At 38.8% G+C, this 21148-nt stretch carries 12 protein-coding genes; 10 read left to right on the top strand and 2 right to left on the bottom strand.

The window, feature by feature from the left end:
• From HQN86_RS21955 to HQN86_RS21920, 8 genes are all read left to right on the top strand, one after another.
• On the top strand, nucleotides 1-930 hold the full coding sequence (locus HQN86_RS21955; RefSeq protein ID WP_172663015.1) for a dihydrodipicolinate synthase family protein: 930 nt from the start codon (nucleotides 1-3) through the stop codon (nucleotides 928-930).
• A gap of 17 nt (nucleotides 931-947) precedes the next feature.
• Entirely contained in the window at nucleotides 948-2126 is a 1179-nt protein-coding gene (locus HQN86_RS21950) for a galactose oxidase (RefSeq protein WP_172663014.1), read from the top strand.
• A 1-nt stretch (nucleotide 2127) separates the two neighbouring features.
• Nucleotides 2128-3375 carry an MFS transporter gene (locus HQN86_RS21945; RefSeq protein WP_172663013.1) on the top strand — a complete coding sequence of 416 codons (1248 nt, stop codon included), beginning with the start codon at nucleotides 2128-2130 and terminating at the stop codon, nucleotides 3373-3375.
• A 33-nt stretch (nucleotides 3376-3408) separates the two neighbouring features.
• Entirely contained in the window at nucleotides 3409-4980 is a 1572-nt protein-coding gene (locus tag HQN86_RS21940; RefSeq protein WP_216854485.1) for a sialidase family protein, read from the top strand.
• 20 nt (nucleotides 4981-5000) lie between these two features.
• Nucleotides 5001-7055 carry a GDSL-type esterase/lipase family protein gene (locus HQN86_RS21935; protein WP_246269709.1) on the top strand — a complete coding sequence of 685 codons (2055 nt, stop codon included), beginning with the start codon at nucleotides 5001-5003 and terminating at the stop codon, nucleotides 7053-7055.
• 11 nt (nucleotides 7056-7066) lie between these two features.
• Nucleotides 7067-8251 (top strand): AGE family epimerase/isomerase, encoded by a 1185-nt coding sequence (locus HQN86_RS21930; protein WP_172663011.1) that lies wholly within the window; start codon nucleotides 7067-7069, stop codon nucleotides 8249-8251.
• A 6-nt stretch (nucleotides 8252-8257) separates the two neighbouring features.
• Nucleotides 8258-10228: a beta-N-acetylhexosaminidase gene (locus HQN86_RS21925; RefSeq protein WP_172663010.1), complete on the top strand. Its 1971-nt coding sequence runs from the start codon at nucleotides 8258-8260 to the stop codon at nucleotides 10226-10228.
• 136 nt (nucleotides 10229-10364) lie between these two features.
• Complete coding sequence (locus HQN86_RS21920; protein ID WP_246269708.1) at nucleotides 10365-11021, top strand: hypothetical protein; 657 nt, start codon at nucleotides 10365-10367, stop codon at nucleotides 11019-11021.
• Here the strand turns inward: HQN86_RS21920 and HQN86_RS21915 are convergent, their stop codons facing one another.
• Both HQN86_RS21915 and HQN86_RS21910 read right to left on the bottom strand, forming a co-directional pair.
• Entirely contained in the window at nucleotides 11022-14117 is a 3096-nt protein-coding gene (locus HQN86_RS21915; protein WP_172663008.1) for a PVC-type heme-binding CxxCH protein, read from the bottom strand.
• A gap of 345 nt (nucleotides 14118-14462) precedes the next feature.
• A complete protein-coding gene (locus HQN86_RS21910) occupies nucleotides 14463-17186 on the bottom strand; it encodes a PQQ-dependent sugar dehydrogenase (RefSeq protein WP_172663007.1) in 2724 nt (907 codons plus the stop codon).
• A 473-nt stretch (nucleotides 17187-17659) separates the two neighbouring features.
• Here HQN86_RS21910 and HQN86_RS21905 point away from each other — a divergent pair, with 473 nt between their 5' ends.
• Nucleotides 17660-19096, top strand: coding sequence for a 3-keto-disaccharide hydrolase (locus tag HQN86_RS21905; protein ID WP_172663006.1), 1437 nt, complete (start codon nucleotides 17660-17662; stop codon nucleotides 19094-19096).
• A gap of 14 nt (nucleotides 19097-19110) precedes the next feature.
• A complete protein-coding gene (locus HQN86_RS21900) occupies nucleotides 19111-21075 on the top strand; it encodes a c-type cytochrome (RefSeq protein WP_172663005.1) in 1965 nt (654 codons plus the stop codon).
• The last annotated feature ends 73 nt before the right edge of the window (nucleotides 21076-21148 follow it).

Genomic DNA, 21148 nt, shown 5'->3' with positions numbered 1-21148 from the left:
ATGATTTTCGAGAAATTACAAGGCTTAATTGCCGCTCCTTTTACTCCAATGGACAATAATGGAGCCATCAACTTAACTATTATTCCTGATTACTATAGATTTTTAAAACACAATAAAATTACAGGCGCTTTCATCTGTGGATCAACCGGAGAGGGTGTTTCTATGTCTACGGATGAGAAAAAACAAATAGCAAAAGTCTGGGCCGATTGCACCAATGACGATCCTGACTTTAAAGTGATGTTATTTTTAGGTGGTACAAGCATTACAGATTGTAAAGAACTTGCTTTGTATGCTAAACAGATTGGGCTTTACGCTATTTCATTTACTGCTCCTTTCTATTTTAAACCTGCTAATGTTGATATGCTGGCTAAAGCTTGTGCAGAAATTGCTGCTGTAGTACCAGATATGCCTTTCTATTACTACCACATACCCGTGCTAACAGGAGTAGGCCTTGCCATGTATGATTTATTGCAGGCCGTTGATGGTAAAATTGAAAACTTTGCCGGAGTAAAATATACACACGAAGACTTTATGGATTTCTTATCTTGTATGAACTTTAAAGATGGAAAGTACGACATGCTCTGGGGTCGCGATGAGAATATGCTTTCGGCATTAGTGCTGGGCACAAAAGGTGCAGTAGGCAGTACATTTAACTATGCAGCTCCTTTATACTATGATATGATCGATGCTTTTGAGAACAACAACTTGAAAAAAGCTAATTCACTGCAGCAGCAATCCATAGATATGATCAGATTGTTAGGTAAATACGGTGGTATAGCTACAGGAAAAGCTTATATGAAAGTGGTTGGAATAGATTGTGGTGAGTTTAGGTTGCCCGTTAAAAACATGGATAGCAATCAGTTTGAACATTTTAAATCTGATGTAGCAGCACTTGATTTTAATACTTTTAAATCAAACGCGCCTCATTAGTTTTTATTAATAGGCTTATGAACAAATATTTATTTTCTTTATCAATCCCTTTTATGCTAATGATTACTGATGTTTCTGCCCAGGAAACTGTAATAGAGCGAGTACAATGGTGTACAGCTGCAAAACTGCAAAATGCAGATGGCAGTACTTCATTGGGCTTTGCGGGTGCTGTGAATGCTGTTTTTAATGATGTCCTTCTGATTGCTGGAGGCGCTAATTTTCCCGATAAAATGCCTTGGGAAGGAGGGAAAAAATATTATTCAGATAAGATTCAGATGCTGCTTAAGCAAAACGGACACTTTGTATGGAGTACAAAAACATCAAAGCTACCGGAACCTGTAGCTTATTGCGGGAATACTTCAACTGATTTGGGAGTGGTTTACGCCGGGGGCGAAGGTCAAAACGGTTTATCTGACAAAGCATTTATCATTACCTGGGACACTCCGGAATTAAATATCATTGTAAAAAAATTACCCGATTTGCCAATTGCAGTTACTAATACCGGGCTTACCCATATTGGTAATGTGGTTTATCTGGTGGGCGGCGATAAAGAAAAAAGTTCATCTGATGCCTTTTATAAGCTTGATCTAAATGTTAAAGATCCAATATGGCAAAAATTACCAAGCCTACCGGTGCAACTGGCAAATGCCTTGATTGTAGCGCAGGCAGACAAGATCTTTGTAATAGGCGGCCGTACTAAAACACCTTCAGGAATTAGTGATTTACATCATACAACTTACGCTTATGATTCTGCTGTGGGTATATGGCAAAAGTTGGCTGATATTTCTGATGGCAAACAAACAATTAATTTTTCTGCCGGAGCAGGGATTGCCGTAGCGAATGATCTCATTTTAGTTACATGCGGAGATAATGGAGAGGTTTTTCATAAAATAGAAAACTACATATCTCAAATTGCTACATCCCAGTCCCAGAAAGAGAAAGATAAACTCACTTTAGAAAAGAATAAGTTAAGCATTCATCATAAGGGTTTTTATAAAACACAGCTGGTATATAATACCACTAAAAATACCTGGGTTAAGTTGGGTCAGCTGCCTTTTCCGGCACATGTTACCACAACTGCCACCAAATGGGGCGATGATATTGTTTTATCTAACGGAGAAATAAAACCCGGTGTCAGAACACCATCAGTAATGATAGGTAAAATAGAAACAGATCAGGGTTCAAAAAAACAATAATATGCTAAAGAAAAACACAAATAATTATGCCTGGGTGCTTGTTGGATTACTGTGGGTAGTGGCATTATTAAATTATATGGACAGACAAATGCTATCGACCATGAAGCCAGCAATGCAAATTGATATTGAAGAGCTCCAATCGGCTACCAACTTTGGTTATCTGATGGCAATCTTTCTGTGGATATACGGTTTTATGAGCCCTGTTTCAGGAATTATAGCTGATAAATTCAATAGAAAATGGCTAATTGTAGGTAGTCTATTTGTTTGGTCGGGAGTTACATTTTTAATGGGCTATGCCGAAACTTTTAATCAGATCTACTGGTTAAGGGCGATAATGGGCATTAGTGAGGCACTTTACATTCCTGCAGGGCTATCTTTAATCGCCGATTTCCATTCACCTAAAACACGATCTTTGGCTATAGGTATTCACATGACAGGACTGTACATGGGCCAGGCCTTAGGTGGTTTTGGAGCAACCATTGCCGACAAGTTCTCATGGCAATCTGCCTTTCATTGGTTCGGAATAGCGGGTATTGTTTACTCGTTTATCTTAATCCTCTTTTTAAGAGAGAAAAAGGTAAATGATGATGAAATGGTATCCGATAAAATTATAATTAGCACTAAACCCTCGCTTTTTAAAGGATTGTGGTTGCTGTTTACAAATATTTCCTTTTGGATTATTCTGTTTTATTTTGCAGTTCCAAGTTTACCCGGTTGGGCGGCAAAGAATTGGTTGCCTACATTATTTGCGCAGAATTTAAATATTCCAATGGCCACTGCCGGGCCACTGTCAACCATTACAATAGCGGCTTCTTCCTTTCTAGGGGTAATATTTGGGGGTATTTTGTCTGATAAATGGGTGCAGAAAAACATTAAAGGGCGTATTTATACCAGTGCAATTGGTTTGGCATTAACCATTCCATCCTTATTATTACTGGGCTTTGGCCACTCACTCTTTCATGTTGTGGGAGCGGCTATTTGCTTTGGTTTAGGCTTTGGAATGTTTGATGCCAACAATATGCCCATTCTTTGTCAATTTGTTTCGGCCCGATATAGGGCAACAGCATACGGATTGATGAATATGACGGGCGTATTCTTCGGCGCTTTTATTACCGATTTGTTAGGCAAATCTTCTGATGCCGGCAGCCTTGGTAAAGATTTCGCAATGCTTGCAGGGATTGTGGTCATTGCATTGGTTGTTCAGCTTTATTTTTTGCGTCCACAACATAATGATTTTGTTGATGCGTAGTAGTTTGATAGTTAAATAGATTGATATAAGATAATGATACAGAGAAATATAATGAAAGCTATTCTGGTAATGATTATTGTATTAGGCATTACCTCATGTAGCAAAAAAATATATACAGAAACAGGTGCAAACGCTATAAAAATTAGCACTGTTTCTACAGAGAACCCAATATTTAAAAGAATAGAGGCAAATGCTTACCTGCGTATTGAGGTAAACATACCGGCAGGAAATCATGAAATTGCCTATAACGCCATTTCCGGATCTGTCAATAAAGAAGTAATAAAAGATATAGCTAAGCTAGAAATATATCAGAGTAATGAAAAACCTGACTTTAACAGCGCTAAATCAATTGGAAGCACTGTTCCTTCAGGCAATAAATTTACAATTCCTTTTGATGTGAAATTAAAACCAGGTATTCATTATTTCTGGCTTAGTGTTGGCTTAAAGAACGACGCCAATATAGATCACAAATTAGACCTGAATGCAGGCTTCTTTACAGATTTATCTGGCTTAGCTTATAAGATTAATCAAAATAAACATACACCTAACCCTTTTGGTATTGCATTGCGTAAGCCTAAAGATGAAAATGTGCATACCTATCGTATCCCGGGAATTGTAACTACCAACAAAGGTACCCTGATTTCGGTTTACGATATCCGCTATGATCACAGTGGTGATCTTCCGGCAAACATAGATGTAGGTATGAGCCGAAGTACTGACGGCGGTAAAACATGGGATGCTATGAAAACCATTATGAACATGGGTCGTGCAGATGAAAACAGCGGTGTAGGCGATCCTTCTGTTTTGTTTGATCCGGTTACCAAAACCATATGGGTTTCGGCTTTATGGAGTAAAGGAAATCGTTCTATTGCAGGTTCTGGTCCAGGCCTTACACCCGAAGAAACAGGACAATTTGTGGTAACCAGCAGTACTGATGATGGACTTACCTGGAGCAAACCTTATAGCATAACTTCACAGGTAAAGAATCCGGAATGGAGATTATTTTTCCCTGGACCAGGAAATGGTATTGCTATGTCAGATGGCAAGATTGTTTTTCCTGCACAATATTGGGATGCTCAAAAAATGCCGCATTCTACATTAATATATAGTGATGATCATGGTAAATCATGGAACAGCGGTATCGGTGCAAAATCCAATACCACCGAAAGCCAATTGGTAGAAACTACTCCAGGAACCATTATGCTAAATATGAGAGATAACAGAGGAAGCTTTAGAAGCGTCGCTACTACTACCGATATGGGTAAAAGCTGGACAGCACACTCAACCTCTTATAATACACTTGCAGACCCTGTTTGCATGGGAAGTTTTATTAAAGCAAAAGTTAAGGTTAAAGGGGTATTGAAAGACGTGTTGTTCTTTAGTAATCCAAATGTTTCCAAAGCACCAAGAAGGAATATCACCATTAAAGCTAGCTTGGACATGGGCGAAACATGGATGCCTGCCAATCAATTATTAATAGATGAACGCGATTCTTTTGGCTATTCTGCGCTTACTAAAATCGACGACAATACCATTGGTATTTTGTACGAAGGCATCAGCAGTTTACTATTTGTAAGGGTTCCGGTAAGTGATATCATTAAGTAATTATGTTCAGGAAAAGGTCAATGTCGCTATTTGTACTGCTATGGTCACTTGGATTAACCTCGTACAGTCAGGAGGTACGGGTAGCCTGTATTGGTAATTCAGTAACTTTTGGCGCCGGTCTCAAAAATCCTGCAAAAGAATCTTACCCTTCGGTATTACAGGATTTACTTGGGCAAAAATATGGGGTTAAAAACTTTGGCCTAAGCGGAGCTACACTTTTAAAAAAGGGACACAGGCCTTATTATAAAACAAAACAGTTTCAGGATGCTGTCTTGTTTAAGCCTGATATTGCAATTGTACACCTTGGTTTAAACGATACTGATCCCAGAGATTGGCCTGAATTTAAAGGCGATTTCAAATCAGACTATTCATGGCTATTGGATACACTTAAAAAACAAAATCCCAATGTAAAGCTATTTATATGCAAACTTACACCCATATTTAACGGCCATCCAAGGTTTAAATCTGGTACACGCGATTGGTATTGGCAAATTCAGGAACAAATTATTGAAATAGCTAAGGCTAACAATACTGGCTTAATTGACCTAACATCGGCTTTATATAACAGACCCGATTTGTTTGCCGATAACCTGCATCCCGATAAGGAAGGAGCAGCCATCATCGCAAAAACTGTTTACGGAAACCTTACCGGCAATTATGGCGGACTTGAACTTCCGGAGATCTTTACGAATCATATGGTGCTTCAGCGCAATAAACCAATAAGTATATATGGTACAGCAAATAGCAGTGAACAGATAAAAGTTTTGTTTAATCATAAACAGCTTACCGCAGTTGCTGATAATTATGGCAAATGGAGGGTTCAGTTTCCCGAAATGTCACATGGCGGACCATATGAGTTAAGTGTGCAATCAGGCAATAAAACCATTTATTTAACAGACATTCTTATTGGCGATGTTTGGCTATGTTCAGGGCAGTCGAATATGTCATTTACCTTAAGCGCGGCTAAAACAGGGAAAGTAGAACTAGCTCAAATTAAAGCAAATAAGGTAAGGTTATTTAAGTTCAATCAGTACGTGGAAACAAATGATGCCCCATGGAATGCCAAAACGCTGAAGCAAGTTAATGCACTTAAATACTTTTCAGGAAGCTGGACGCCAACCACTTCAGAAACAGCTGCAGACTTTTCTGCAGTAGGATACTATTTCGGTAAAAAAGTAGCAAAAGAATCAGGCGTGCCCATTGGTTTAATACAACTTGCCGTTGGTGGTTCAACTATAGAATCCTGGATCGACAGGTACACTATGGAACACGATGAGCAACTTGTTGATGTGCTTACAGACTGGCGAAAATCTGATTTTATACAGGAGTGGGCCAGAGGTCGTGCCGATGTTAATCTTAAAGAAGCATCAAATCCTAAACAGCGTCATCCATACGAACCTGTATATAACTACGAAGCAGGTATAGCCAAGTTAACTCAATTCCCTATAAAGGGTGTAATATGGTATCAGGGAGAAAGCAATGCCCAAAATGTAGATTTATATAAACATACATTTCCTGTATTAGTGCATAGCTGGCGCAAAAAGTGGGGCTACGATTTTCCCTTTTATTACGTGCAACTTTCAAGTATAGATCGCCCGTCATGGCCTTATTTCAGAGATGCTCAGCGTAAGTTATTAAAGGACATACCTAATAGTGGTATGGCTGTAAGTTCCGATGTTGGCGATTCTTTAGATGTTCATCCAAATATGAAAATGGAAGTTGGGCAACGACTAGCACTTTTAGCCCTTAAAAACACTTATCACAAGCCTATAACTGCTAATGGCCCTGGCATATCAAACCATAAACAAGAAAAGAACAATATCATACTTTCATTTACAGAAGCTAAAAAACTCTCTACGCGAAACGGAGAACCCTTAATCGGTTTTCAATTCACAAACCTAAAAGGATATCGCATTACTGCAAAAGCCACTATAATTAATAATAAGGTGATTTTAAAGATTCCACACGGTGAAACCATAAAAGAAGTGCTATATGCATGGGAGCCCTTCACCCGGGCCAACCTGGTTAATGAGGCAGGTTTGCCGGCTTCAACTTTTTCAATTCCATTAAATTAAAATATTTCAAAATGAGTTATACTGTACAAGATTTACAGAACCTTAAAACGTTCTATCATAATCAGTTATTAAACGATACGGTTCCCTTCTGGTTTCCCAGATCTATAGATACCGAATACGGTGGTTATCTGTTAATGCGCGATCAGGATGGTAGCTTGATTGATGATGATAAAGCCGTTTGGATACAGGGTAGGGCAGCCTGGTTACTTTCAACCTTATACAATACAGTAGAACAAAAACAGGAATGGTTAGATGGGGCTAAATCAGGGATAGATTTTTTAAATAATCATTGTTTTGATACCGATGGGCAAATGTTTTTTCATGTAACGCGCGATGGGCAGCCTATTCGTAAACGCCGTTATTATTTTTCCGAAACCTTTGCGGTAATTGCCAATGCAGCCTATGCTAAAGCTAGCGGCGATGAAGCTGCTGCGGCCAAAGCCAGGTATTTATTTGGTAAATGCATTGAGTATTCAACTACACCAGGTTTATTGCCTGCAAAGTTTGCCGGCACAAGACCAACAAAAGGAATTGGTGTTCCAATGATTATGATGAACACTGCGCAGCAATTACGCGAAACTATTGGAGATCCGCGCTGTAATGAGTGGATCGATATATGGATCAAAGAAATTGAAACCTTTTTTGTTAAAGATGATATTCAGTGCGTTATGGAACAGGTAGCGCCTGACGGTAGCATAGTTGATCATATTGATGGAAGAACCTTAAATCCAGGTCACGCAATTGAAGGCGCATGGTTCATACTACACGAGGCTAAATACAGAAATAACGATCCGCATTTAATAAAGCTAGGTTGTAAAATGCTCGATTATATGTGGGAACGTGGATGGGATAAGGAGCACGGGGGCATTTTATATTTCAGGGATGTATACAACAAACCTGTTCAGGAATACTGGCAGGACATGAAATTTTGGTGGCCTCATAATGAAGTGATCATTGCTACATTGCTGGCATATACCATAACCGGCGATGAGAAATATGCAAAATGGCATAAAATGGTTAACGATTATGCCTATCAGCATTTCCATGATCCTAAAAATGGCGAATGGTTTGGGTATTTACACCGCGATGGTAGCTTAGCCCAAACAGCTAAAGGAAACTTATTTAAAGGCCCATTTCATTTACCCAGACAGGAATGGTATTGTCTATCTTTATTAAACGAACACTTAAAATCATAAACCAATATGATTAAAACATTGCTAATATTTTTGCTGGCTTTAAACATCAATGCAGTTGCACAAACAGCTGAAAAACCTTTAAATGAGAAGCCAGCATTAATTCCAATGCCTCAGCAAATTGAATGGAAAAAGGAGTGGATTGCACTTAAAAATTATAAAGGAATAGTTGTTGAAAGTGCTTCTTTACAAAAAGAAGCAGAGCTATTACAGCGGCAACTGAAGGAACTTGGCCTGATAATTCCAATTAAAAAAAGTGCTGCCCCAAATAAACCCAGTATTGTTTTGGAATTGGGAAAGGTTAGCACACTAGATTCTAGCTCAGAAGAAGCATATAAACTCAACATCACTGCCAGTGCAATAACAATCACCGGCGCAGGTAAGGCAGGTTTATTTTATGGCCTGCAAACATTAAAGCAGCTAATTGATAGTGGCAAAAATGTAAAGGCATGCAACATTACAGACTGGCCTTCTTTTTCGTGGCGGGGCTATATGATTGATGCAGGCAGGAATTATCAACCTATGGATTTGCTTAAGCAGCAAATTGATGTTATTGCAGCATATAAGTTCAATATATTTCATTTTCATTTTACAGAAGATATTGCATGGAGGTTAGAAAGCAAGCTATATCCACAGCTAACTGCTCCCGAAACCATGCTTCGCAATAAAGGCAAGTTCTATACTCAAAAAGACCTTAAGGAATTGATTAGTTACTGCAAAGCGCGTCATATTACAGTAGTTCCCGAAATAGATATGCCGGGGCATAGCGCGGCATTTAAAAGAGCCATGAAAACAGATATGCAAAGCGATAGCGGGCTGGTTATTGTAAAGAACATCTTAAAGGAATTTTGCGATACTTTTGATGTTCCCTACCTGCACATCGGAGCAGATGAAGTAAAGATCACCAATAAAAATTTTCTGCCAGAAGTGATTTCCTTAGTTGAAAAACAGGGAAAAAAGGTAATAGGATGGGAGCCGGGGGGTGAGTTTACAGAAAGCACCATCAGGCAGTTATGGATGGAAGACGCTACAAAGGTTAGCGCCAATCCTAAGGTAAAATATATAGACTCGCGCCATTTATACATTAATCACATGGATCCTCTGGAAAGTGTGGTGTCTATATTTAAGGGGAAAATTGCCAATCTGGACAAAGGGAATGATGCAGCTTTGGGTGGCACCCTTTGCGTATGGCCAGACCGACGGGTAAACAAACCCGAAGATGTATTTATGCAAACATCCGTATATCCTGCGGTGCTGGCTTTTGCCGAAAGGAGTTGGCGTGGGGGCGGACAGCCAGATTGGTTAACCTATGTAGGTTTAGATGGTTCCAAAGAAGTTAATGTATTCAAAGAATTTGAGCATCGTTTAATAAAGCATAAAAATCGCTACTTCTCAAAAATGCCGTTTCCATATCAACCACAGGCACATTTGAAATGGAAATTCTACGGGCCTTTCAGTAATCAGGGTGATCTTACCAAACAATTCTATCCTGAAGAGACAAATGATATTGATACCAGCAAAGCAGCATTAACTGCTTTTGGTGGTACTTTTATTCTAAGGCACTGGTGGGGTCCTCTAGTGAAAGGCCTTCTAGAGAAGCCCGAAGAAAACACTACCTGGTATGCTACCACTAAAATTTGGAGTGATAAAGATCAATTACAGAACTTCTGGATTGGTTTTAACAACATCTCCAGGTCTTACGCGTCAGACTCACCCAATGAGGGAACCTGGGACAACAGAAAAAGCCAGGTATTGGTAAATGGTAAACTCATTCCACCACCACAATGGAAGCAGGCAGGAGCAAAAGGCAATCTGGAATTGCCTCTTATCGATGAAGGATATGAATACCGCGAACCAACAAAAGTTCATTTAAAAAAAGGCTGGAATACCATCCTAGTTAAATTACCTGTAGGCTCTTTTAAAGGGAAAGATTGGCAAAATCCGGAAAAATGGATGTTTACAGTTGTACCTTGGCTTTAAATTTGATAGTCTCAGCAGTATTACATAAAAGGTGATTCTCTGTATGATTAAAAACTACAAACTTCTATTATATCTATCCCTGATTTTTTTTAGTTCTTGTTCTTCTGTTTATATGCCAAATGTGCCCAATACACCAATGTTAAGCCAAAAAGGAGAGTTTAGCGGTGGCGGTCACATCTCTTTTCGAGGCAATGCAAGTTTAAATGGTGCGTATGCAGTTTCAGATCATTTTGGTGTACTATTTAGCGGGGCATATATGAACAGTGAAAAGCACAGCAAAGATTTTAAACACAAATTAGTAGAAGTTGGTGGTGGATATTTTAACACCTTTGGCCCCGAAAATAACAGGATTCTAGAAATATATGCCGGTTATGGTGGTGGAAAAACAAACAGAGCTTTCAGAACATTTGATGATAATGACATATTAACAAATACTGATCTCGAAGAAATCACCTACAACAAAACATTTATACAGGTAAATTACAGTTCTAAGAAAAGCAATAATCTGCGCTTATTCGGTACCGATTTTCCTATAAATTACGGAACAGCATTACGTATCAGCAGTGTACAAATGAAAACATTTATGCGCAATTCAATAGGCCAGGTCAGAGAAGGCAATACTTTTTTAGAGCCAATTTTCTTTACCAGAATGCGTTTGAGTGATGCCGTACAATTGCAGTATACATCAAGCGGTAACTTTGGACTCAACAGCCGTAAGTTTATGAGCGCCGGTAATTCGATATTTACCATTGGCGCTGTTATAAATGTTGGCGGTAAAAAGTCCAAAGAATAGCTATTGCTCTTTTTTCTTTAACGTCGAAAGATATTCAAGCAAATCAGAGAATTCTTGTTTTGTCATGCTTTCATGCAGTCCATCGGGCATCATTGAACCTGGAACCTCTTTTATGGAACTCACATTAGCTGATTTTAATTTCTGACTAGCTCCACCAGGGTACTTCAATTGAATATCAGATTCGGTTCTGCTAGATACAATACCAACAAGACTAGAACCATCTTTCATGTCCAGTTGAGAAGTTTCATAACCAAAACTCACACCTGCAGATGGCCTTACAATAGCATCAAAAAGACCCTCTTTTGGTAGCTTAGCGCCAATTTCAGACAAGTTTGGCCCAAAATCTAATCCTTGTCCATTCGCTTTGTGACATATGAAACACGCTTTGTTAAAAACAGCTTTTCCCTTTAATGCATTTCCTTTAAAAGCAATGATCTCATTAAAACTAACCATTGTTCCTTTTTTTGCTTCATCAGCATTAGAACCCGGTAAATAGGTTTTTGCTTCGTCATACAATCCTTTAACACCAGATCCACTTACACCTTTTACCGCAAACGGAATTAAATCTGTAGGCAATGCCTTTGTTTTTAGCATTTCCAAGACTTTAGTTTCTCCAATCCGGCTTTTGCCCAACATTTCAACAGCTTTTTGGCGCATCGATTTATCATTAGATGTGCTTGCTAACGCACCAGAAAGTATAGCTATAGATTCTTTATTCCCAACAGCACCAAGTGCTTCAAAAATAGGTGTGATTTTATTAACGTCTTTATTTCTAATTACATCTTTAATACGCTCAGTATCTTTAAATTCAATTAAAAGTCTTGCCGCATCAACACCAACAGAATTATTTCCATTGGCAATTACCATCTCTAATAATTTAGCACCTTCCGTTTTAATTTGATATCTCGCTATCAAATTAACATATTCTGAGGTTCCCGATTTTGAATCGAGTACTTTCTTTAAGGCATTTAATGATGAAGGGGAATTTGCTACCTCTTTAGCATCCATTAAGCTAAGTATAATGGAAGACGTTGGCAGATTGGTGTTTTTATCAAGCATCGACAGTAAAGTCTTAGTTTTTTCAGGTGCAGCAATAAAGTCAAACGCACGGAAATACCTGAGTCTTTTATCTAAAGGGGTACTTTGATCGGAAGCTAATTTTTCAAGAAAGGGTAGGGCTAATGCCGTTCTCGATCGCCAGATGATATCTTTTCCTCCTGCGCTCGATAATGGATCTTTTGTTTCTTTTAAATATGCTGCTAAATAAGTATCCCATTGCTTATCTGCACCAATACCTAAGGCTTCCAGATACCACCTATCCGTTCCGTTGTGTTTCGTTGCCAGCTTAGCCCATAGTTCAGCTGCTTCGGCTGCCTTGTTATGTCTAAGGGTTATCGCACACTCCCTTAAAACCTCCGCATTGGTTTCATTGACCAATTGCCTTACATAATCAATTGGATTTAATTTCGTTTGTCTAACGGCTCTTAAAGCAGTAATACGGATGTCTGGGTTTTTATCATTAATGGCCTCGTCTAAATATTTCTTTGAATCAGATGATTTAGATAAAATCCATAATGCCCTGGCCCTCATCCGCTGATTGGCTGTTGAGTGCCATAATTTATTTAGTGCCGGGATGGCTTTTCTATCCATTGCAACCAAGGCCAGATAAGCATGTCTGCGGACTGCTAAATTCGGATTCTGTAACGCCTCAATGGCGCCTTTAGGCGTGTCGAAATTAAATTTAGGAACAACATACTTTGATGCCAGGGCCGAAGGAGCAACCCTATAAATGCGTCCGCGTTCAAGGTCACCAACTCTGTGGCCGCCAACTCCAGGATCATACCAGTCGGCAACTATTAATGAGCCATCAGGAGCGATACAAACATCTGCGGGCCTAAACCACTGATCTTTGTCATTACTTAATATATTAATGATCTCTGCTGAATAACCAGCTCCGTTTTTCTTTACGGGATATGATCTTACAACATTATGTCCGGGTTCCGAATGAATCATTTGGTTATGAAACTGAGTTGGTAATAATGAACCTTCGTAAATTAGTATTCCAGTAGGAGATCCTGAGCCTGTTTGCAAAAGGTTTGGAACCACACCTGGGTCATTTAAGTGCCAGTGACGTAGCGGAATAGAGTCTTCCATATTAATACGTTCTGAAGGCCAATATGCGCCCGTCATTTCATCCTTAAAACCAAAATTACCATGCTCCATTACATAGTTTATCCGAACACCTTTATTGCCATCATCGTCATTATCACTTTGCCACACCGTGCCGTAACTATCAACTGCAACCTCAAAAGGATTTCTAAAATTGTGTCCAATAACCTCCACGTTAGATCCATCCGGGTCGCATCTAAATACCATGCCTTCTTTATATTTTTTAGGACCAATTTCGTCACCATCCTGGTCAAGCACTGTCTTGTTGTTTTTATCCTTTAGCGTTTGCCCCATATTTCCAAAATTGAAATATAGCTTTCCATCCGGACCAAAAGTAAAAGTATGGATGCCATGATCATGCTGCTCGCCGCCAATTCCCTGAAACAGGATTTCTTTGCGATCTGCCTTATCATCACCATCATCATCATAAAAAACCCACACATAAGGGCTTTGCGAAACAATAACCCTGTTCCCCAGTACACATATACCTAATGGTGCATTAATTTCAGCACCCTGATAAAAAGTTTTGCTTGTTTCCAGATGCCCGTCGCCATCCTTATCCTCTAATATTAAGATCCTGTCGCCTTCTGGTTTGGGCTTATTATTGTTGATCTCAAACCTGTAATTATAGGCTTCAGTAACCCAAACCCGACCTTTTTCATCTACATCAATATTAGTTGGGTTTATTAATGTAGGCTCAGTTGCCATGGTTTGAACATGCAAGCCTGGAAATGTACGCAGTCCGGCCAGACTATTGCCGGGCAGGTGTTTTGCTGATTCTGTTAAAGGAGAATCAATTTGCACCTTTAATCCTGATCTCTGCTCACTAACAGCAGGAGTACATGTTTTTAAAAGCAATACAGGTTGAAATAGAACAAAAATAATCTTGGTAGCGAACAGTGAGGTTCTGGTAAAATTAATGGCCATTCTTTTACGGTTTAAAGCGATTTATTTTTCAAATATGAATTAACTTATTTAGATAGATCGCAGCATATTTGGTAAGCGAATTTATAAAAAAGATCTAATAAAGCAATCGATTGCTTTAATTTTATTTAGATAGCAGAATAGTGAAGATTTTAATAATAGAGGTAGGTAAGAAATGAATACTAAAGAAAAAAAGGCTGTATCATATTATGATACAGCCTTTTTTTCTTTGCAACGTCATCTCGATGCCAGGAGAGATCTCTTGGTTATTCCAATTTGCTTTGCAGCTATTTGATCAAGAGATCTCTCTCTTCGTTCGAGATGAAGATCGCTTTAAAAATTATCGCTTTAAATAGGCTTCACGGTTATCGATTTTAAAAGAGGTCTGTCTTTTACATCTTCACGAGCAGCCTTAACCACTATATAAACATCATGGAATTTACCATCTGTTACAGGGCTTATAGATACACCTGTCGAAGCAGAGCCTTGTTTTCCAATTACTTCACCATCTTTACCGCCCAATCTGATCTCAACACTGTAATCAGCATCTGCGTTAGCCAATCCAAAATTAAACGCGGCAACATTAGTCAAGTCGATACCTTTTAACTTAACCCAGCCAGTTTTTTCAGGGAATATCAACGATTGAACTCCATCAGCATCTTTGCGTCCGAAATCTGATATATCCTTAATATCATTAGCATATATAACATTGCTTCTTAAATTAATCACTTTAGTATTCGCTAAAGGTTTCAAACCGGCAGCACCTAAATCAGAGTAAGTCGCTTTAAGATTTAAAACAGATTTATCTTTATTGGTTTCTGTCGGAGGAACGATCTTACCTGTTGCAGGTAAAGAAGGACCAGTTGTCGACTTAGCGCTTAAAGTCAAAATCCATTCTGCAATTTCCTTAACATCAGAAGCCTTCATGGTAGGGTGGGCAGGCATTGGAACTTCGCCCCAAACACCTTTACTACCATTAATTACTTTAGAAGTAAGGTAATCTGCCGCTTTGGTTTTTGTCTGATATTTAGAAGACACCGCAGTAAATGCCGGGCCAATTGATTTTGTAGAGATTTTATGGCAGGTACTGCAATCTGCTTTTAGCATTATTGCCTTACCAAGAAGCGACTGTGCAGCCTGCTGATGGCCTAATTTAGCTCCAGCCATATCCAATCCTTCAGTATAAGTATTTGATACATAGATTCTGCTTTTATTTACAGCCGCGCCTTTGTCCGAAACCGATACCTGATAATTGATTGGTTTACCCGGGAAATAAAAGCTCTTGTTTCCGGTTAAAGTGATATCAACTTTAGGTTCTTCGTTCCCTGCATATACTATTACAGTGTTACTTTTTGAAGACGCTTTATCTTTATCAATTACCTGAACGCTAATTGCATATTCACCTGCTTTTGCAAATGTATATTGTAGTTCTGGAGAGGTAGTAGTTTTTTTAATACCCTTTCCTAAGTTCCAAACATAAGTTAGCGCATCACCATCAGGATCCGTTGCATCTACCTTTGCTACAAGCTTATATGGTAATAAACCGCTCGTTTTCTCAATTTCAAGATTCTTTACAATAGGAGGTCTGTTACCTGCCATATAATCAATTCTTACAATACCAGCGTCAGGATTTTTTGTAAACCATCCTTTACCATATTCAAGAATATATAATTTATTATCAGGGCCAAGTTCCATATCAATAGGAGCAGCTAAAGAAATTTCACCTAACATTGGCTCCATGCTTAAATAATCTCCTTCTGGCGACATAGTAACAGCTTTTACCCATCCACGGATCCATTCATAGATAATCAATTTACCATCATAATAAGAAGGATATGGCGAGGCACCTGGTCTTGAATAATAAACCGGACCAGCCATTGCTGTACGGCCACCGGCACCAACCTGAGGGAACTCTTTAGATTCTCCGTAAGGATACCATATAAAAGCCGGTTGAGCAGGAGGAAGGGTAGATAAACCAGTATTGTTTGGTGAATTATTTAAACCAGCTTTAGGGTCAAATGCTTCTCCGTTTTTACCGTCTGTATAATCATAAGCTTTATAAGGATAGTTATTACCTATAAATAAAGGCCATCCAAAGAACCCTGCTTTACGAGCCTGGTTTACCTCATCATAGCCTCTAGGCCCTCTTAAAGCGTCATCATTAGAGGCATCAGGTCCAACCTCGCCCCAATATAAAAAGCCTGTTTTCTGATCTACCGATATTCTATAAGGATTTCTGTTTCCCATTACGAAGATCTCAGGTTTGGTTTTTTCCTGACCTTTAGGGAACAAGTTACCATCAGGGATATCGTAAGTACCATCCTCTTTAATTTTAATTCTAAGTACTTTACCTCTTAAATCATTGGTGTTACCTGCAGATCTTCTGGCATCATACTGCTGAAAACCCTGACGGTTGTCTAACGGTGCATAACCGTTGTTTACGTATTTAGATTTTGGCGCATCAAAAGGAGTGGAGTTATCACCTGTTGATACATATAGTAAGCCACCAGGTCCAAAAGCAATGGATCCACCAGTGTGGCAGCAGATTTCGCGTTGCGAGTAAAACTCAAGGATAATCTTTTCAGAAGCGGTGCTTATTTTATCGTTAACCAATTTAAAGCGCGATAACCTGTTCACCGAAGGCTTTACCGGACTATAAAAAGCATACACGTATTGGTTCTTTGCAAAGTTAGGGTCAAGTGCTATACCTAATAATCCTTCTTCAGCATTAACATCAGGTGTATTTAATGTTTTAGAATATACCTCAAGTTTACCGGCTTCTTTAAGTGTTTTTGTGCTGTTCTTAAATAGCATGATCTCACCACGGCGCTGCGACACTAAAATGTCATAGTTAGGCAATACTGCCAATTCAGTAGGCTCAGTAAGTTGCCCCTTAAGCAGGCTTACTTTAACAAACCTGTTCTGGTCGGGGGTATCAATTCTAAGTTTTGATTTGAACTTACTCTGCTTAAGGTCATTTAGCAGCAAAGTATCTGGTTTTTTTGTTCTGGTTAATGGCGGCAGTAAACTGATCGCAATACCAGAAATTAACAATGCAAAAGAAGTTTTCATTAAAAGTTATAATTATCGTGTGTTGTTTCGAGGACTAAATATAAATGAATATTTCATAAAACAAATATATTTTACGCAATCGATTTCCAAACTTTTTTGAAAACACATTTTACAGGCTTGTTCAGCCCAAATCTATTCAGAATGTGACAACTCCTTGTTCACACGTTAGTGTTAGAATTACACATGATTGTTTGTGTTACTAATACACCTATTAAAGAACTCCATTATTTTTCTGACAAAACACGGAAGAAAATTGTTTTGCTGATCTCCCATAAAAAATGACGTTTTTCTAAAAACTGTACTTTTTTTACAACTTCTAATAAATGTTGATAAATAGTTTTAGCAAAACTTTAAGGGCTTATTTATTGATTTTAAGGGGTTATTGTTTATTGTAACAAAATCATTATTTTGCAATCCTTTTAAACAAACACGAAATTATATACATTTAATTTTTTTTAACCAAAAAACACAACATGAAGCTTAATTATTTAAGGTTTGGAACAACCGCTTTTCTCTGGTTGTTAGGAACTGCACTTGTGTCTGGTCAGCAACTAGCGGATCAGTCAGAAATTGATCTGAAAGATCTTTCTTCATTTAAGACTCCGGGAAAGACCTGGACGCTTGCTGGTGGTGTTACCGCCAATTTAAATGAAGTAAACCTATTAAACGTTGCAAAAGGTACTGGGATTCTGGTAAACATACCTACCAAGAAAGACCACGGATCAGACCTTTTAACTATTGGTGAACATGGCGACATTGTTCTTGAACTGGATTATTTGCTTGCAAAAGGAGCAAATTCAGGGATTTATCTTCAGGGAGTTTATGAAATTCAATTAGAAGATTCATGGGGTATCCTAAAACCAACATCGTCTAACAACGGTGGAATTTACCAACGTTGGGACGATTCGAAACCAGAAGGTCAGCAAGGATATCAGGGTTATGCACCACGCCAAAATGTAAGTAAAGCACCTGGCTTGTGGCAACATATTAAAATTGCATTCCAGGCTCCTCGCTTTGATGCATCTGGAAACAAAACAGCTAATGCAAGAATTTTAAGAATTGAGTTGAATGGAGTACTTATACACGATAATATAGAATTATTTGGTGCAACAAGAGGCGCAAATGATAAAGAAAAAGCTTTAGGCGCTTTGCGTTTGCAAGGAGATCATGGTGCTGTAGCTTTTAAAAACATCAAAACTTCAAAATTGCCTGCAGAAACGCAAAACGGCAGACAAAGAGGTGACGATACAGACCCTATCTATATAGATGTGGCTACTACACCAAATATTCGCAGTTTTGTTGATGTTCCTAATGGTGGTCCTAAAGTAGTTCATGCTATTTCTGTAGGTAGCCCAACTCAGGTTCACTTTAGCTACGACTTAGACAACGGTGCGTTGTTTCAGGCTTGGCACGGTGAGTTTGTTGATGCAACACCTATGTGGCATGACAGAGGTAACGGTACATCAAGACCTCGTGGAAGTGTAACTGCCTTCACTAAAAAACCGGTTCCTACTTTAGCTAAACTTACCGATGCTCAGGGAGCATGGTTGGCTGATACTACTGGTACAGGATTTAAAACCAAAGGTTATACATTAGATGCTCAGGAACGTCCTACATTTAACTATAACATCTATGGCACTAAAGTTACAGACGCCATCAAAGCAATTGAAAAAGGCCAGGGATTAAGCAGAGAGATTGTTCTTGAAACACCGGTTGATAACATTTATGCATTAATAGCTGATGCATCAAGTGTTGAGGAAGTTTCTAAAGGACTTTACCTTGTAGACGGACAGTCTTTTTATTTAAAATTTGACGATACCAAAGACAAACCTGTTATCAGGGATGTAGACGGCAGAAAACAACTTGTTGTTCTGGTTCGTGGTAAGTTAAATTATTCTATTTTATTCTAAAAAGGGGTTATATAATGAAATACACTTTTAAGACGCTGGCAATGCTGGCTTTAAGCTTTAGTTTTGCAACGGTGTTTGCCCAGGAAACACCAAAAGAAGAAGATTTCTTCAAAATAAATAAGGTAAAAGTACCCGAAGGACCAATTTTAGAGGTTGGTGGATTGGTTACTTTGCCAAACGGAGATCTTGGTATCTCAACCAGAAGAGGAGAGGTTTACATCGTAGAAAATCCTACAAGCAAAAACCCTTACTTCCGCAGGTTTGCATCTGGTTTACACGAAATATTAGGTCTTGCTTATAAAGATGGTGCACTTTATTGCGCGCAAAGAGGTGAGTTAACCAAATTGATCGATAAAGATCAGGATGGTAAGGCTGATGTTTATGAAACTGTTTATGCATGGCCATTAAGCGGTCACTACCATGAGTACAGCTTCGGACCAAAAATTGCTAAAGACGGTACTTTCTTTGTTACCGGTAACGTAGCTTTTGGTGATGAAATGTGGTACCGTGGCGAAAGCCGTGTACCTATGCGCGGTTGGACAATGAACATTACTGAAGATGGAAAAATGCAACCATGGGCAACTGGTCAGCGTTCTCCTGCAGGTCCAAACGTAATAGACGGACAACTTTACTATACAGATAACCAAGGTGACTGGTTCGGTTCTGGTGCAATCTGGAAAGTAGAAAAAGGTGATTTCTTAGGTCACCCGGCCGGATTAAGATGGACTGGAAGAGCTGATTCTCCAGTTAAGCTTACTGAAGAATACTTCAGATCTAAAATCGACGAAAGAAGAGATAAAGATGCACAAGGAAGAGCTATCAAACCTGAAAACAGAGTGAACGAAAACTTCAAAATGTTATGGGAAATGAAAAAAGACTTCCCTGAATTAAGATTACCATCTGTATGGTTGCCTTATGGTATCCTTGGTATCTCTACTTCAGAGCCTGTTAAAATTCCTCAGGGAGCTTTTGGTCCTTTCGAAGGTCAGATTTTAGTAGGTGATCAGGGTATGAGTATCATTTCAAGAGTATTCTTCGAAACGGTAAACGGTGTAGAGCAAGGTGCTTCATTTATGTTCAGAAGTGGTTTCCGTTCAGGAGTATTAAGAATGGCATGGGGTACTGATAATTCATTATTTGTTGGAGAAACTAACCGTGGTTGGGGATCTGCAGGTGATGCAAACGAAGGTCTTGAGCGTTTAGTTTACAACGAAAAAATGCCTTTCGAAATGAAAGCTGTTAGAGCAATGCCTGATGGTTTTGAAATCGAATTTACTAAACCAGTTGATTTAAAATCTGCAGAAGATATCGCTTCTTACGATGTACAAAGCTATTTATATAAATACCATCCGGTTTATGGCTCACCTCCAATTAATAACGAAAAGTTAAAAATTAAAGGTGTTAAAGTATCTGCTGACGGTTTAAAAGCAAGACTTATTGTTGATAATCTTCGTCAGTATTATATCCATACCATTACTGTCGAAGGTGTTCGTTCACAAGAGAACTCTTATCATTTAATTCACCCGATTGCTTACTATACTTTAAATAGCATTCCAAACGGAGAGAAATTATCTATGAATGGTGTAAGTACCAGAAACTCTGCAAACGACCCTGTGGCTAATGCTGTTCCTGGAAAAGCAACTGGTAAAAAACCAGTGGCTGGTGCTAAAACAACTGCTGCACAGAAAGCAGTAGAAGGTGGTGCAAAAACTACTTCGGCTCCAACTTATGCTCAGGTTAAAGGTTTATTAACAAGCTATACTTGTACTGCTTGCCATAATCCTACAAAAAAACAAATCGGACCTGCATTTGCTGACGTTGCAAAACGTAAGTACACTGCAGAAAAGATTCTTTCATTGATCCATAATCCTCAACCTCAAAACTGGCCGGGTTATGCAACAGAAATGCCACCAATGCCTCAGGTTACTAAAGAGGACGGTATTAAGATAGCAAACTGGATCAACTCTTTGAACAAATAAATGTCTGGAGTTCTATTGTCCAATTAATTTAATCGGCATTTCCCTTGAATATCTGTGGGGAATGCCGATTAAT

Origin of the sequence: Pedobacter panaciterrae, assembly GCF_013204795.1 — a bacterium.
Classification (GTDB): Bacteria; Bacteroidota; Bacteroidia; order Sphingobacteriales; family Sphingobacteriaceae; genus Pedobacter; species Pedobacter panaciterrae.
Note: the sequence above shows the minus strand (reverse complement) of the source record. Positions and strands in the feature narration are given on the sequence as shown.